This is a genomic window from Pseudomonas chlororaphis (assembly GCF_001921865.1).
In the GTDB taxonomy this organism is placed as follows: domain Bacteria; phylum Pseudomonadota; class Gammaproteobacteria; order Pseudomonadales; family Pseudomonadaceae; genus Aquipseudomonas; species Aquipseudomonas chlororaphis_D.
The window spans coordinates 231276-245789 of sequence record NZ_MSCT01000020.1 but is presented as its reverse complement, the minus strand read 5'-3'; the positions used below and the strand labels follow the sequence as shown (position 1 = coordinate 245789).

General features: G+C 62.5%; 13 protein-coding genes. 10 read left to right on the top strand and 3 right to left on the bottom strand.

The genetic code is table 11. The features are described 5' to 3' along the window. Position 1 precedes the first annotated feature (1 nt). From murD to BTN82_RS24055, 10 genes are all read left to right on the top strand, one after another. Positions 2 to 1348, top strand: coding sequence for a UDP-N-acetylmuramoyl-L-alanine--D-glutamate ligase (murD, locus tag BTN82_RS24100; protein WP_075121585.1), 1347 nt, complete (start codon positions 2 to 4; stop codon positions 1346 to 1348). Next, positions 1345 to 2562: a putative lipid II flippase FtsW gene (gene ftsW, locus BTN82_RS24095; protein WP_075121584.1), complete on the top strand. Its 1218-nt coding sequence runs from the start codon at positions 1345 to 1347 to the stop codon at positions 2560 to 2562. Before murD ends, ftsW begins: the two co-directional genes overlap by 4 nt. Then, positions 2552 to 3622, top strand: a complete 1071-nt coding sequence (murG, locus tag BTN82_RS24090; protein ID WP_075121583.1) for an undecaprenyldiphospho-muramoylpentapeptide beta-N-acetylglucosaminyltransferase — start codon at positions 2552 to 2554, stop codon at positions 3620 to 3622. The genes ftsW and murG overlap by 11 nt, the downstream gene beginning before the upstream one ends. Further along, positions 3615 to 5072, top strand: coding sequence for a UDP-N-acetylmuramate--L-alanine ligase (gene murC / locus BTN82_RS24085; RefSeq protein ID WP_075121582.1), 1458 nt, complete (start codon positions 3615 to 3617; stop codon positions 5070 to 5072). The genes murG and murC overlap by 8 nt, the downstream gene beginning before the upstream one ends. Then, positions 5069 to 6037 (top strand): D-alanine--D-alanine ligase, encoded by a 969-nt coding sequence (locus BTN82_RS24080; RefSeq protein ID WP_075121581.1) that lies wholly within the window; start codon positions 5069 to 5071, stop codon positions 6035 to 6037. Before murC ends, BTN82_RS24080 begins: the two co-directional genes overlap by 4 nt. Positions 6038 to 6041: 4 nt before the next feature. After that, complete coding sequence (locus tag BTN82_RS24075) at positions 6042 to 6908, top strand: cell division protein FtsQ/DivIB (protein WP_075121580.1); 867 nt, start codon at positions 6042 to 6044, stop codon at positions 6906 to 6908. Positions 6909 to 6923: 15 nt separating this feature from the next. Then, positions 6924 to 8183, top strand: a complete 1260-nt coding sequence (gene ftsA / locus BTN82_RS24070; RefSeq protein WP_075121579.1) for a cell division protein FtsA — start codon at positions 6924 to 6926, stop codon at positions 8181 to 8183. A 73-nt stretch (positions 8184 to 8256) separates the two neighbouring features. Beyond that, the gene (gene ftsZ / locus BTN82_RS24065) at positions 8257 to 9453 is read left to right on the top strand and encodes a cell division protein FtsZ (protein ID WP_075121578.1); all 1197 of its coding nucleotides are present in this window, start codon (positions 8257 to 8259) and stop codon (positions 9451 to 9453) included. A 112-nt stretch (positions 9454 to 9565) separates the two neighbouring features. Continuing rightward, the gene (gene lpxC / locus BTN82_RS24060; protein WP_009045509.1) at positions 9566 to 10477 is read left to right on the top strand and encodes a UDP-3-O-acyl-N-acetylglucosamine deacetylase; all 912 of its coding nucleotides are present in this window, start codon (positions 9566 to 9568) and stop codon (positions 10475 to 10477) included. 203 nt (positions 10478 to 10680) lie between these two features. Further along, complete coding sequence (locus tag BTN82_RS24055; RefSeq protein WP_075121577.1) at positions 10681 to 11028, top strand: MliC family protein; 348 nt, start codon at positions 10681 to 10683, stop codon at positions 11026 to 11028. 67 nt (positions 11029 to 11095) lie between these two features. Here BTN82_RS24055 and BTN82_RS24050 read toward each other — a convergent pair whose 3' ends face one another. The 3 genes from BTN82_RS24050 to BTN82_RS24040 form a co-directional block, all read right to left on the bottom strand. Then, complete coding sequence (locus BTN82_RS24050; protein ID WP_075121576.1) at positions 11096 to 12586, bottom strand: sensor domain-containing diguanylate cyclase; 1491 nt, start codon at positions 12584 to 12586, stop codon at positions 11096 to 11098. Positions 12587 to 12736: 150 nt separating this feature from the next. Continuing rightward, positions 12737 to 14017, bottom strand: a complete 1281-nt coding sequence (locus tag BTN82_RS24045; RefSeq protein ID WP_075121575.1) for an OprD family porin — start codon at positions 14015 to 14017, stop codon at positions 12737 to 12739. A gap of 229 nt (positions 14018 to 14246) precedes the next feature. Next, complete coding sequence (locus BTN82_RS24040) at positions 14247 to 14471, bottom strand: hypothetical protein (RefSeq protein ID WP_075121574.1); 225 nt, start codon at positions 14469 to 14471, stop codon at positions 14247 to 14249. Between the last annotated feature and the right edge of the window lie 43 nt (positions 14472 to 14514).

Sequence of the window (14514 nt, the reverse complement as noted above, 5' to 3'; positions counted from 1 at the left end):
AGTGTCTCTGATCGCTTCTGACCACTTCCGCATCGTTGTCGGCCTCGGCAAGAGCGGCATGTCCCTGGTTCGCTTCCTGGCGAACCGGGGCGTGGCGTTTGCCGTGGCCGATACGCGGGAAAATCCACCGGAACTGGCCACGCTGCGGCGTGACTTTCCGCAGGTGGAAGTGCGTTGTGGCGAGCTGGACGTCGAGTTCCTGTGCCGTGCCGACGAGCTCTACGTGAGCCCCGGCCTGGCCCTGGCGACCCCGGCCCTGCAAGCCGCCGCCGCCCGTGGGGTGAAACTTTCCGGTGATATCGAGCTGTTCGCGCGTAACGCGAAGGCGCCGATTGTCGCCATTAGCGGTTCCAATGCGAAAAGCACCGTCACCACCCTGGTTGGGGAAATGGCGGCGGCTGCCGGCAAGCGTGTCGCCGTGGGCGGCAACCTCGGTACCCCGGCGCTGGACCTGCTCAGCGACGACGTCGAGCTGTACGTCATGGAACTGTCCAGCTTCCAGCTGGAAACCACCGATCAGCTGGGCGCCGAAGTGGCCACCGTGTTGAACATCAGCGAAGACCACATGGACCGCTACAGCGGCCTGCCGGCGTATCACCTGGCCAAGCACCGGATCTTCCGCGGCGCCCGGCAAGTGGTGTTCAACCGTCAGGACGCGTTGACCCGGCCGCTGATCGGCGAAGGCCTGCCGTGCTGGACCTTCGGCCTGAGCCAACCCGATTTCAAGGCGTTCGGCCTGCGCGAAGAAGAGGGCGAGAAGTACCTGGCCTTCGAGTTCCGCAACCTGATGCCGGTGCGCGAGTTGAAGGTCCGTGGCGCCCATAACCAGTCCAACGCCCTGGCGGCGCTGGCCCTGGGGCATGCGGTCGGCCTGCCGTTCGACGCCATGCTTTCGGCGCTGCGTACCTTCGCCGGCCTCGAACACCGCTGCCAGTGGGTCCGCGACCTCGACGGCGTGGGTTATTACAACGATTCCAAGGCCACCAACGTGGGCGCCGCTCTGGCGGCCATCGAAGGGTTGGGCGCGGACATCGAAGGCAAGATCGTGCTGATCGCCGGTGGCGACGGCAAGGGCGCCGAGTTCAAGGATCTGCGCGATCCGGTGGCGGCCAACTGCCGCGCCGTGATCCTTATGGGCCGGGATTCCGACAAGATCGGCGAGGCCATCGGCGAAGCCGTGCCGCTGCTTCGCGTTGGCTCGCTGGCAGAAGCCGTGGCGCAATGCCGTGCCGCCGCCCAGGCCGGCGACGTGGTGCTGCTGTCGCCAGCCTGCGCCAGTTTCGACATGTTCAAGAATTACGAAGACCGTGGTCACCAGTTCGTCCGCGCCGTGGAGGAATTGGCATGAACCTGAGAAGTATCATCAAGCCTTACCCGTCGCCGCTCATCACTGGGCGCGGTATCGATCTCGACTTCCCGATGCTCGCCGGTTGCCTGACGTTGCTGGGCCTTGGCCTGATCATGATCGCCTCGGCGTCCACCGAAGTGGCGGCGGCGCAGTCGGGCAGCGCCCTGTACTACATGATTCGCCACCTGATCTATATCGTGATCGGCCTGGGCGCCTGCATCGTCACCATGATGATCCCGATCGCCACCTGGCAACGCCTGGGCTGGATGATGCTGATCGGCGCGTTCGGCCTGCTGGTGATGGTGATCATCCCGGGGATCGGCCGCGAAGTGAACGGTTCGATGCGCTGGATCGGCTTCAGCTTCTTCAACGTCCAGCCTTCCGAGATCGCCAAGGTGTTCGTGGTGATCTACCTCGCCGGTTATCTGGTGCGTCGCCAGAAAGAAGTACGCGAAAGCTGGATGGGCTTCTTCAAGCCGTTCATCGTGCTGTTGCCGATGGCGGGCCTGCTGCTGATGGAACCGGACTTCGGTGCCACCGTGGTGATGATGGGGGCCGCCGCGGCGATGCTGTTCCTCGGCGGGGTCGGGCTGTTCCGATTCTCCCTGATGGTGGTCCTGGCGGTCGCGGCGGTGGTCCTGTTGATCCAGATGCAGCCGTATCGGATGGCGCGCCTGACCAACTTTGCCGACCCCTGGGCCGACCAGTTCGGCGCCGGCTACCAGCTGTCCCAGGCCCTGATCGCTTTCGGTCGCGGCGAATGGCTGGGCGTGGGCCTGGGCAACAGCGTGCAGAAACAGTTCTACCTGCCGGAAGCCCACACCGACTTCGTGTTCTCGGTCCTGGCCGAAGAGCTGGGTGCCGTGGGCTCGCTGTGCACGGTGGCGTTGTTCGTCTTTGTCTGTATCCGCGGCATGTACATCGGCCTGTGGGCCGAGAAAGCCAAGCAGTTCTTTGCCGCCTACGTCGCGTATGGCCTGTCGTTCCTGTGGATCGGCCAGTTCCTGATCAACATCGGGGTGAACGTCGGCCTGCTGCCGACCAAGGGCCTGACTTTGCCGTTCCTCAGTTATGGCGGCAGCTCGCTGGTGATCTGCTGTGCCTGTCTTGGCTTGTTGCTGCGCATCGAGTGGGAGAGTCGGACCCACCTGGGCAGCGAAGAGATGGAGTTCAGCGAGAGCGACTTCGCCGAGGAGCCAAGCCATGGGCGCTAACGTGCTGATCATGGCCGGAGGCACCGGCGGCCACGTGTTCCCGGCGCTGGCTTGTGCCCGCGAGTTCCAGGCGCGCGGTTATACCGTGCACTGGCTCGGCACGCCGCGCGGCATCGAAAACGAACTGGTGCCGAGCGCCGGTCTGCAACTGCACCTGATCAACGTCAGCGGCCTGCGCGGCAAAAGCAAACTGTCCTTGCTCAAGGCGCCTTTCGTGCTGATCAAGGCGGTGTTGCAGGCGCGCCGGATCATTCGCCAGCTCAAGCCGGTCTGTGTGCTGGGCTTTGGCGGTTATGTGACTGGCCCTGGCGGTGTCGCGGCAAAACTGTCTGGCGTGCCGGTCATCGTTCATGAACAGAACGCGGTCGCGGGTACCGCCAATCGGCTGCTGGTGCCGTTGTCGGCCCGAGTCTGCGAAGCTTTCCCGGACACCTTCGGTGCCTCCAGCAGCCGGCGTACTACTGGCAATCCGGTACGCACCGAGCTGTTCCTCGATACACCGCGCGAGGCCCTGGCCGGACGCAAGGCGCGTTTGCTGATCCTGGGCGGAAGCCTGGGAGCGGAGCCGTTGAACAAGTTGCTGCCTGAAGCCCTGGCGCTGGTCTCCCCCGAGCTGCGCCCGGAAGTGTTCCATCAGGCCGGTAAAAACCACGATGAAGTGACTGCAGAGCGCTATCGCGCCGCTGGCGTCGAGGCGCAAGTGCAGCCGTTCATCAAAGACATGGCCCACGCCTATGGCTGGGCTGACCTGGTGGTCTGTCGCGCAGGCGCGTTGACCGTCAGTGAACTGGCTGCCGCCGGTCTGCCTTCGTTGCTCGTGCCCTTGCCCCACGCCATCGACGATCACCAGACCCGCAATGCCGATTATTTGGCTCGTGAAGGCGCCGCCTTCCTGATGCCGCAAAGAACGACTGGCGCAGCGGACCTTGCCGCTCGCCTGACAGAGGTTTTGATGCAACCGGAACGACTCGACAACATGGCCGGCGCAGCTCGTCGCCTGGCCAAACCCGATGCCACCCGTAGCGTGGTCGATATCTGTCTGGAGGTGGCCCATGGTTGAGAATCAGAAAGCCATGCCACAACCGGAAATGCGCCGCATCCGCCGCATCCACTTCGTCGGCATCGGCGGCGTGGGCATGTGCGGGATCGCCGAGGTCTTGCTCAACCTGGGTTACCAGGTCTCGGGCTCCGACCTCAAGGCCTCGCCGGTGACCGAGCGCCTCGAGTCCTTTGGCGCGCAGATTTTCATCGGCCACCGCGCCGAGAACGCCGCCAACGCCGATGTGCTGGTGGTGTCCAGCGCCGTGAACACCTCCAACCCGGAAGTGGCCACCGCCCTGGAACGCCGGATTCCAGTGGTGCCGCGCGCGGAAATGCTCGCCGAACTGATGCGTTACCGTCATGGCGTCGCCGTGGCCGGTACTCACGGCAAGACCACCACCACCAGCCTGCTCGCGTCGGTGTTCGCCGCCGGCGGCCTGGACCCGACCTTCGTCATCGGTGGCCGGCTGAATGCAGCGGGTACCAATGCCCAGTTGGGGACCAGCCGCTACCTGATCGCCGAAGCCGATGAAAGCGACGCCAGCTTCCTGCACTTGCAGCCGCTGGTAGCGGTAGTGACCAACATCGACGCCGACCACATGGCGACCTACGATGGCGACTTCAACAAGTTGAAGAAAACCTTCGTCGAGTTCCTGCACAACCTGCCGTTTTATGGCCTGGCCGTGCTGTGCCTGGACGATCTGGTGGTGCGCGAGATCCTGCCGCAGGTCAAGCGTCCGACGGTCACCTACGGTTTCAACGAAGACGCCGACGTACGGGCGATCAATGTTCGCCAGCAGGGCATGCAGACCTTCTTCACCGTGCTGCGCCCCGATCGCGAGCCGCTGGATGTCTCGGTGAACATGCCGGGCAACCACAATGTGCTGAACGCCCTGGCAACCATCTGCATCGCCAGCGACGAAGGCATCAGCGACGAAGCCATCGTCCAGGGCCTGTCCGGCTTCCAGGGCGTGGGTCGACGCTTCCAGGTCTACGGCGAACTGCCGGTGGAAGGCGGCAACGTGATGCTGGTGGACGACTACGGCCACCACCCGACCGAAGTGGCCGCGGTGATCAAGGCCGTGCGCGGCGGTTGGCCTGAGCGCCGCCTGGTGATGGTCTACCAGCCGCACCGTTTCAGTCGTACCCGCGACCTGTACGACGATTTCGTCCAGGTGCTGGCGGATGCCAACGTCTTGCTGCTGATGGAAGTCTATCCGGCGGGCGAAGAGCCGATCCCGGGGGCGGACAGCCGCCAGCTGTGCCACAGCATTCGCCAGCGCGGCCAGCTGGACCCGATCTACATCGAGCGTGGGGTCGACCTCGCGCCGCTGGTCAAGCCGTTGCTGCGCGCCGGCGACATCCTGCTGTGCCAGGGTGCCGGCGATATCGGTGGTCTTGCGCCGAAACTGTTGAACAGCCCGTTGTTTGCGGGCGCCGTGCCTGCCGGTCAGGGGAAGTCGAAATGACCGCCGCTTACGCCACGCTGTTTTCGACCCTCGCGCCGAAGGATTTCGGGCGGGTCGCCGTGCTGTTCGGCGGCAAGAGCGCCGAGCGCGAAGTCTCGCTGAAGTCCGGCAACGCCGTGCTTGAAGCCTTGCAGAGCGCCGGCGTGGATGCGTTCGGCATCGACGTCGGCGACGACTTCCTGCAGCGCCTGCTGAACGAGAAGATCGACCGCGCCTTCATCATCCTCCACGGCCGTGGCGGTGAAGATGGCAGCATGCAGGGCCTGTTGGAGTGCCTGGGCATTCCTTACACCGGCAGCGGCATCCTGGCGTCGGCGCTGGCGATGGACAAACTGCGCACCAAGCAGGTCTGGCACAGCCTCGGCATTCCGACGCCACGCCACGCCGTGCTTGGCTCCGAGGCCGATTGTATTTCCGCGGTTGCGGAACTGGGCCTGCCTTTGATCGTCAAACCGGCGCATGAAGGTTCCAGTATCGGCATGGCCAAAGTGACTTCCGCGTCCGAGCTGATCGACGCCTGGAAAGCGGCCAGCACCTACGATTCGCAAGTCCTGGTCGAGCAATGGATTCAAGGTCCGGAGTTCACCATCGCCACGCTGCGTGGCCAGGTGTTGCCACCGATCGCCCTGGGGACGCCCCACACATTTTACGACTACGACGCCAAGTACCTGGCTTCCGATACCCAGTACCGGATTCCGTGCGGCCTCGATAGCGACAAGGAGCAGGAGCTGATGGACCTGACGGCGAAAGCCTGCGGGGCGCTCGGTATCGCCGGTTGGGCGCGTGCCGACGTGATGCAGGACGCCGCTGGCCAGTTCTGGTTCCTGGAAGTGAACACCGCTCCCGGCATGACCGATCACAGCCTGGTTCCGATGGCGGCCCGTGCCGCCGGTCTGGATTTCCAGCAGTTGGTCCTGGCCATCCTGGCAGAGAGTGTCGTCAGTCACGCAGAGCCGCGAGGTTAAGGCCATGCAAGGCGCCCAGCTACGTCATCAGCAACCCGCCCCCGGCCGCAAGCCGGTGCCGCGCGGTGCCAGCCGGATGGTGGCCAAGGAACCGATGTCGGTGCGCCTGCCGAAAGCCAACTTTGGCGTGCTGAAAAGCCTGATGTGGCCGGTGTTGCTGGTCGCCCTGGGGTTTGGCACTTACGAAGGCGCGCAACGCCTGTTGCCTTATGCCGACCGGCCGATCACCAAGATCGCGGTGCAGGGCGACCTGAGTTACATCAGCCAGCAGGCGGTGCAGCAGCGGATCGCGCCTTACGTCGCGTCGAGCTTCTTCACCATCGACCTGGCGAGCATGCGCACCGAGCTGGAACAGATGCCATGGATCGCGCACGCCGAGGTCAGGCGCGTGTGGCCGGACCAGGTGGTGATCCGCCTGGAAGAACAATTGCCGGTGGCCCGTTGGGGCGACGAGGCGCTGTTGAACAACCAGGGCCAGGCCTTCACCCCGCGTGAACTGGCGAATTACGAGCACTTGCCGCAGTTGTTCGGCCCGCAGCGGGCCCAGCAACAGGTGATGCAGCAGTACCAGGTGTTGAGCCAGATGCTTCGGCCGTTGGGATTCTCCATCGCCCGTCTGGAATTGCGCGAACGCGGCAGCTGGTTCCTGACCACGGGCGCCGGCAGCGCCGGTCCGGGTATCGAGCTGTTGCTCGGTCGCGATCATCTGGTGGAGAAGATGCGCCGCTTCATTGCCATTTATGAAAAAACGCTGAAAGAACAGATTACGAACATCGCGCGCATCGATCTGCGTTATGCCAACGGCCTGGCCGTCGGCTGGCGGGAACCAGCAGCGCCCACGACGGCCCAACCCGCCGTCGCGAAGAATTAAGAAGAGGCAGTACCCATGGCAAACGTGCAAAGCGGCAAAATGATCGTCGGTCTGGATATCGGCACCTCCAAGGTGGTGGCGCTGGTAGGCGAGGTCGCGGCCGATGGCACGCTGGAAATCGTCGGTATCGGCACCCATCCATCGCGTGGCCTGAAGAAGGGCGTGGTGGTGAATATCGAGTCCACCGTCCAGTCGATCCAGCGCGCGGTAGAAGAGGCGCAACTGATGGCCGGTTGCCGTATCCACTCGGCGTTCGTCGGCGTGGCAGGCAATCACATCCGCAGCCTGAACTCCCACGGCATCGTGGCGATCCGCGATCGCGAAGTGAGCTCGGCGGACCTGGAGCGAGTGCTCGACGCGGCGCAGGCCGTGGCGATCCCGGCCGACCAGCGGGTGCTGCACACCTTGCCGCAGGATTACGTGATCGATAACCAGGAAGGCGTGCGCGAGCCCCTGGGCATGTCCGGGGTGCGCCTGGAAGCCAAGGTGCACGTGGTGACCTGCGCGGTGAATGCCGCCCAGAACATCGAGAAGTGCGTGCGTCGCTGTGGCCTGGAAATCGACGACATCATTCTCGAGCAATTGGCCTCGGCCTATTCGGTGCTGACCGACGACGAGAAAGAGCTGGGCGTGTGCCTGGTGGACATCGGCGGCGGCACCACCGACATCGCGATCTTCACCGAAGGCGCGATCCGCCATACCGCGGTGATCCCGATCGCCGGCGATCAAGTGACCAACGACATCGCCATGGCCCTGCGTACGCCGACCCAGTACGCCGAGGAAATCAAGATCCGCTACGCCTGCGCCCTGGCCAAGCTGGCCGGTGCCGGCGAGACCATCAAGGTGCCGAGCGTCGGCGACCGTCCGCCGCGCGAGCTGTCCCGCCAGGCCCTGGCCGAAGTGGTCGAGCCGCGTTACGACGAGCTGTTCACCCTGATCCAGGCCGAGCTGCGTCGCAGTGGCTACGAAGACCTGATCCCGGCCGGCATCGTGCTGACCGGCGGTACTTCGAAAATGGAAGGCGCGGTCGAACTGGCCGAAGAAATTTTCCACATGCCGGTCCGCCTGGGCGTGCCGCACACCGTCAAGGGCCTGTCCGACGTGGTGCGCAACCCAATCTATTCCACCGGCGTGGGCTTGCTGCTGTACGGGCTGCAGAAACAGTCCGACGGTATCTCGTTCTCCGGCATCGGCAGCCGGGACAACTACAGCAGCGACGAACCGAAGGCCGCCTTGCTCGATCGCATCAAGAGCTGGGTGCAGGGCAACTTCTGAAGATTTACCGCAACACCGTTACACCGTTGTAGGCAGTAGGCGAAAAAACTAGAGAAATGAAAGGAGAGGGAAAATGTTCGAACTCGTAGACAACGTCCCCGCAAGCCCGGTGATCAAGGTTATCGGTGTGGGCGGTGGTGGCGGCAACGCCGTCAATCACATGGTCAAGAGCAATATCGAAGGCGTCGAGTTCATCTGCGCCAACACCGATGCTCAAGCGCTGAAAAACATCGGCGCGCGGACCATCCTGCAACTGGGTACCGGCGTGACCAAGGGGCTGGGTGCCGGTGCCAATCCTGAAGTCGGCCGCCAAGCCGCCCTGGAAGACCGCGAGCGCATCGCTGAAGTGCTGGCGGGCACCAACATGGTGTTCATCACCACTGGCATGGGCGGTGGTACCGGTACCGGTGCTGCGCCGATCATCGCCGAAGTGGCCAAGGAAATGGGCATCCTCACCGTTGCGGTGGTGACCCGTCCGTTCCCGTTCGAAGGCCGCAAGCGCATGCAGATCGCCGATGAAGGCATCCGCGCGCTGAGCGAAAGCGTCGATTCGTTGATCACCATTCCCAACGAAAAGCTGCTGACCATCCTCGGCAAGGACGCAAGCCTCTTGTCGGCTTTCGCCAAGGCCGACGACGTTCTGGCCGGTGCCGTTCGCGGTATCTCCGACATCATCAAGCGTCCGGGCATGATCAACGTCGACTTCGCCGACGTGCGTACCGTGATGAGCGAAATGGGCATGGCGATGATGGGCACTGGCTGCGCCAGCGGTCCTAACCGTGCACGTGAAGCCACCGAGGCGGCGATCCGCAACCCGCTGCTGGAAGACGTGAACCTGCAAGGCGCACGCGGCATCCTGGTGAACATCACCGCCGGTCCCGACTTGTCCCTGGGCGAGTACTCCGACGTGGGTAGCATCATCGAAGCCTTCGCTTCCGAGCACGCGATGGTCAAGGTCGGTACCGTTATTGATCCGGACATGCGCGACGAGCTGCACGTGACTGTGGTTGCCACCGGTCTGGGCGCGAAAATCGAGAAGCCTGTGAAGGTCATCGACAACACCGTGCAAACCACCATGGCCTCGTCCCAGGCTCAAGCGCCAGCGCCTGCCCGTCAGGAACTGCCGTCGGTGAACTACCGCGACCTGGACCGTCCAACCGTCATGCGCAACCAGGCCCAGGCCAGCGCTGCGACCGCGGCGAAGCTGAATCCGCAAGATGATCTGGACTATCTGGACATCCCGGCTTTCCTGCGTCGCCAGGCCGATTGATGGAATGTATCAGGGGTATTAGGGTGATTGGTGTTCAGCAAAGGTCTGGTCTGCTATTATCGCCAGCCTTTGTTGATACCAGTTCGCAATTTGCGCTGAAGCGGCCCAAGCCATGATTAAACAACGCACCCTGAAGAATATTATCCGTGCCACAGGTGTAGGCCTGCACTCTGGGGAAAAGGTTTACCTGACCCTCAAGCCTGCGCCTGTCGACACCGGCATTGTGTTTTGTCGTGCCGACCTGGACCCTGTGGTGCAGATTCCTGCTCGCGCGGAAAACGTTGGTGAAACCACTATGTCGACCACGCTGGTCAACGGTGACACCAAAGTGGACACGGTGGAGCACTTGCTCTCGGCCATGGCTGGCCTGGGCATCGATAACGCCTACGTCGAGCTCTCCGCGTCCGAAGTCCCGATCATGGATGGCAGCGCTGGACCCTTCGTATTCCTGATTCAATCTGCCGGCCTGGAAGAACAGGACGCAGCCAAGAAGTTCATCCGCATCCTGCGTGAGGTGACGGTGGAAGACGGCGACAAGCGCGCCACTTTCGTGCCTTTCGACGGTTTTAAAGTGAGCTTCGAGATCGATTTCGATCACCCGGTTTTCCGTGACCGCACCCAGAGTGCAAGCGTGGACTTTTCCAGCACTTCGTTCGTAAAAGAAGTCAGCCGCGCCCGTACCTTTGGTTTCATGAGTGACATCGAGTACCTGCGCAAGCACAACCTCGCACTCGGCGGCAGCGTGGAAAATGCCATCGTGGTCGACGCGGATGGCGTACTGAACGAAGACGGTCTTCGCTACGAAGACGAATTCGTGAAGCACAAGATCCTCGATGCAATTGGTGACCTCTACCTGCTGGGCAACAGCCTGATAGGTGAGTTCAAAGGCTTCAAGTCGGGCCATGCACTGAACAACCAGCTTCTGCGCAAGCTCATTGAGCAGAAAGACGCTTGGGAAGTCGTGACCTTCGAAGATGCCAGCACCGCACCGATCTCTTACATGCGTCCGGTTGCGGCCGTGTAAGTAACACTCTCTTTTCTTTAGTTTTTAAAGGCTGCCTTCGGGTGGCCTTTTTTTATGCCTGTACCGTACATCGCGGGGTCAAACGGGGGGCTTTTGCCCGGGCGACAAACGGCGTAGGCGAGTGCTTGAATTTCGTTTTTGTTACTATATAACATTTGATGCGTGACATATGACCGTGATTGTTATTGATAAGGATGAGCAAAATGAAAGAAGTGCTGAGCGTAGTTTTCCTGTCTTCACTGTTCGGCGTGGTGGGCGTGGCCAATGCCGCTGCTGACGCAGTGCCGCTTCCTGGAAAAGGGGAGTTGAAAGTGACAGACCGTACCTATGTCTGCGGTGACAAGCAGATCGGCGTCAAGTACTTCGACAAGGGCAGTAACCAGCTGGCGATCGTTCCAGTGGAGGGGGAGGGCGAACTGGTCTTCGTCAGAACCGTATCGGCCAGCGGCGCCATCTATGCCTCGGGGCAATACCTGTGGTCCGGCAAGATTGACTGGATGGACCTGAAAGACACAATCCAGGGTAAAACCCTTTCCTGCAAAGTGAAGTGACAGGTCTTGCCTGGGTGTCGGCAGTGCTAGCCACTGACCGCCACCGGGCTGTTCCTGCCTGACTTTCTCAGCCCGTCACCACCCTGTTCCGCCCCTCGGTCTTGGCCTGGTACAGCGCTTTGTCTGCTGTCGAGCACAGTTCTTCCAGGCTGGACTTCGACGGGCCGGAACAGGTAGCGAGGCCGATGCTGATGGTGATCGGCGAAGCGCCTTCCCGGATCGGCGGCAAACCTTCCACCGCCAGGCGGATCTGTTCGGCGATGCGCCGGGCGCCTTCGTTGCCGGTTTCGGGCAGGACCACGGCGAACTCTTCGCCGCCGTAGCGCGCGCCCAGATCGCCGGGGCGGCGAATGGTGTCGCTGATCACCCGGGCGACGAGACGCAGGGCTTCGTCGCCCCGCGGATGGCCGTAGCGGTCGTTGAAAGCCTTGAAGTGATCCACATCCAGCATCAGGAGCGACAGCGGGTTGTGGGTGCGCTGCGCGCGCGCCCATTCGCGGGTCAGGGTCTGATCCAGGCTGCGGCGGTTGTCCAGGCCGGTCAGGGCATCGGTGGCGGCCAGTTGCGCGAGTTCCTGTTCGGCGCTCTGGCGGCGCCGCAGTTCCCGGCAAAGCAGCCAGGTCAACCACAACAGGCTCAGGCACAGCGCACCGGTGGCGCCGCCGACCACCAGCGCGGTACGTTCCCAGGAGGCGAAGACCTCGTTGCTGGAGAGCGCCACGATCACGATCAGCGGCAGGTTGCCGACCTGGGAGAAGGTATACAGGCGTGGTTGCTGGGTGCTGGAAACGCTTTTGAAGCTGCCGTTGCCTTCCTCCAGGATGCGGATGAAATTGGGGCGCTGGCTGAAGTCCTGGCCGATCAGGTTCTCGGGCCGCGGCGGCTCCTGGGCCAGCAGGATGCCGTCGCGACTGATCAGGTTGATCGAGCTGTCGCGGCCGATGTTCAGGCTCTTGAACAGTTGGTTGAAGTAATCCAGGCGCATGGCCGCCTCGGCCACGCCGAGAAACTCGCCGTGCTCGCCGGAAACCCGTCGGCTGAAACTGATGCGCCAATCCAGTTCGGGAGGGCGAGCGTGAAAGGGCCGGCTGATCATCATGCTCGGATCGGGATCGCTTACATGAGCCTTGAAGTACTCCCGATCGGAGAAGTTGCCCTGGCGCGGTTCGACCGAGGCGGAGTCGGCGAGCACATCGCCGCGGGCGTCGAGTAGCAGGATATTGCCCTTGTAGGGCGCAGCGCTGGCCCGATCGAACAGCGCCATATGGCGGATGGTCGGCGAGACCTGTTTCAAGTCCTCGCGTTGCGCGGCGCTGATCAGGCCGAGCAGGGACACATCGTACAGCTCGACGTTGCGCAGCACGTCGGCGTCGATCAATTGCACGATATTGGATGCCGCGCGGGTGGCTGCCATTTCGGCGCTGCCACGTTCGCGAATCAGCAAGAAGGTCACGATGCTCAGGATGGAGATGACCATCAATGAGCTACCAAGAATCAGTATCCTTTCCGACCCTGTCAAAGTGGTCGTGTTGCGGGGTGTCGCACTACTCACACTCATGGTTCTGGCTTCTGCGGTAGGTACGTTGTAAGGCTGTTTCCGGGTGAAGCGAGCAGAGTTGCAGAGGCCGATCGCGCCTACGGGCGCATGTATAAATCCCAGGCAAAAAAAAGGCCAGCAAAATGATGCTGGCCTTTTGCTTATGCGCGCTTAGAACACATCGAGCGGGTAATCGACGATCACCCGGTACTCGTCGGTGTCGTTGTCCAGTGCCCCATAGCCGTTGCCGCCGCGGTTGGTGGCCCACTGCAGGCGGACCGCCAGATTCTTGGCCTTGCCGCCCTGGACCACGTACTTGAGGTCCAGGTCGCGCTCCCAGTGCTTGGCATGCTCGCCGTCGGCGCTGTACCAGTTGGCATAGCCACGGCTGTGCGGATCGACCTGGGTCAGGTCCAGCTCGCCGCGCGAGTAGGACAGCGCCGAGGTCAGGCCCGGCAGGCCGAGGCCGGCGAAGTCGTAGGCGTACTTGAGCTTCCACGAGCGCTCGTTGGGGCCGTTGAAGTCCGAGTACTGCTGGGAGTTGTCCAGGTAGATGCTGTCGCCCTGGTTGATGTAGTCGAACGGGGTATTGCCGTTCACCCGCTGGTAGGCAGCGGTGACGCTGTGGTTGCCGACCCCCAGGGTGAAATGCAGGCTGTAGGTGTTGTTGTCGATGTCGCCCAGCAGGGCGTCGCCGGTGTCCTGGGTGTGGTAGACGTGCAGGCCCGGGTTCAGGGTTATCAGCTCGTTGACCGCGTAGGTGTAGTCCAGGTCGTAGTAGTACTGGTTCCAGATGTCCTTGAGCTCGGAAGCGTACAGGCTGCTGGTCAACCCGCTGATGCCGCTCCAGGCGACGCCGGCCCAGTTCAGGTGTCGGCTCTCATCGCCGTCCGCCAGCTTGCCGTAGGCGGTGCCGATGCGCTGGTGGCCGCTCTGGTTATAGAGCTTGGTGAAGCTGGCCTGGCCGCCCTCGAGCAGCCAGCCGTCGAAGCTGTGATTGGTCAGGCTGACGCCGCGGAAGGTCTGCGGCAGCATGCGGCTCTGGCCGCCGGCGATCACCGGGTTGTTGAGGAACAGGTCGCCGGCCTTGAGCTCGGTGTCGAAGGCGCGCATTTTCAGGGTCGCGCCGGCCGTGGAGAACGCTGTCGGCGCTTTGCCGTTGCCGTCGCTGATCGGCAGGATGCTCGAACCGTCGGTGCCGCCCCCGCCGTCGAGTTTCAGGCCGAGCATGGCGTTGGCGTCGATGCCGAAACCGACCGTGCCCTGGGTGTAACCCGACTCGAAGATCCCCAGGAAGCCCTGGCCCCATTCAATGTTGTCGTCGGCCTGCTGATGGCGGTTGCGGTTCATGTAGTAGTTGCGGGCGTTGAGCTTGAGGCTGGCGCCTTCGACGAAGCCTTCGGGGCTGGCCGGTTCGGCGGCCTGGACGCAGGGGACGATCGTTGCAGCCATTGCAACGAACAGCGGGCTGAGTGTGGATGAAACCTTCACCGGTAAAGCGCTCCTTGGATGAATGATGATCGTTGTTATTGTTGAATCGGGTGTTTCTTGTTGTGGATGAAACGAATGAAACAGTCGGTTCTACATGGCAAAAAAAAGCCGCTGTAGCAGCGGCTTTAAGACAACTTACTCCAGGGTTAGAGCAGAGAAGTTGTCGAGGGAAACGAGTCGGTAGTGGCGATCAACTGTCTTTCTGATCGTCGGGCTGACCTTGTTCAGCGGTAATCTTCTGCGCCTGTTCGCGGTTCTGTCGTTGGGCGGCCAGCGCTTCCTGGGCGTCCTGGAAGGCAGCGGCGCGTGCGGCGTTGTGCGCAACGAAAGACTGCGATTCTTCGGCCATGGCCAGAGGGGCCAAGAACAGGGAGGACAAAACAAACGCGCTGGCAATACCCATGCTGGTGGACATTTTCTGAAGACCTTCTTGCAGAGCAAGTTCAAATTAGGTGCGA

Coding starts and splice junctions, on each gene's coding strand:
- ftsW (WP_075121584.1), top strand. CDS start 1,345: ATGAACCTGAGAAGTATCATCAAGCCTTACCCGTCGCCGCTCATCACT.
- murG (WP_075121583.1), top strand. CDS start 2,552: ATGGGCGCTAACGTGCTGATCATGGCCGGAGGCACCGGCGGCCACGTG.
- murC (WP_075121582.1), top strand. CDS start 3,615: ATGGTTGAGAATCAGAAAGCCATGCCACAACCGGAAATGCGCCGCATC.
- BTN82_RS24080 (WP_075121581.1), top strand. CDS start 5,069: ATGACCGCCGCTTACGCCACGCTGTTTTCGACCCTCGCGCCGAAGGAT.
- BTN82_RS24075 (WP_075121580.1), top strand. CDS start 6,042: ATGCAAGGCGCCCAGCTACGTCATCAGCAACCCGCCCCCGGCCGCAAG.
- ftsA (WP_075121579.1), top strand. CDS start 6,924: ATGGCAAACGTGCAAAGCGGCAAAATGATCGTCGGTCTGGATATCGGC.
- ftsZ (WP_075121578.1), top strand. CDS start 8,257: ATGTTCGAACTCGTAGACAACGTCCCCGCAAGCCCGGTGATCAAGGTT.
- lpxC (WP_009045509.1), top strand. CDS start 9,566: ATGATTAAACAACGCACCCTGAAGAATATTATCCGTGCCACAGGTGTA.
- BTN82_RS24055 (WP_075121577.1), top strand. CDS start 10,681: ATGAAAGAAGTGCTGAGCGTAGTTTTCCTGTCTTCACTGTTCGGCGTG.
- BTN82_RS24050 (WP_075121576.1), bottom strand. CDS start 12,586: ATGAGTGTGAGTAGTGCGACACCCCGCAACACGACCACTTTGACAGGG.
- BTN82_RS24045 (WP_075121575.1), bottom strand. CDS start 14,017: ATGGCTGCAACGATCGTCCCCTGCGTCCAGGCCGCCGAACCGGCCAGC.
- BTN82_RS24040 (WP_075121574.1), bottom strand. CDS start 14,471: ATGTCCACCAGCATGGGTATTGCCAGCGCGTTTGTTTTGTCCTCCCTG.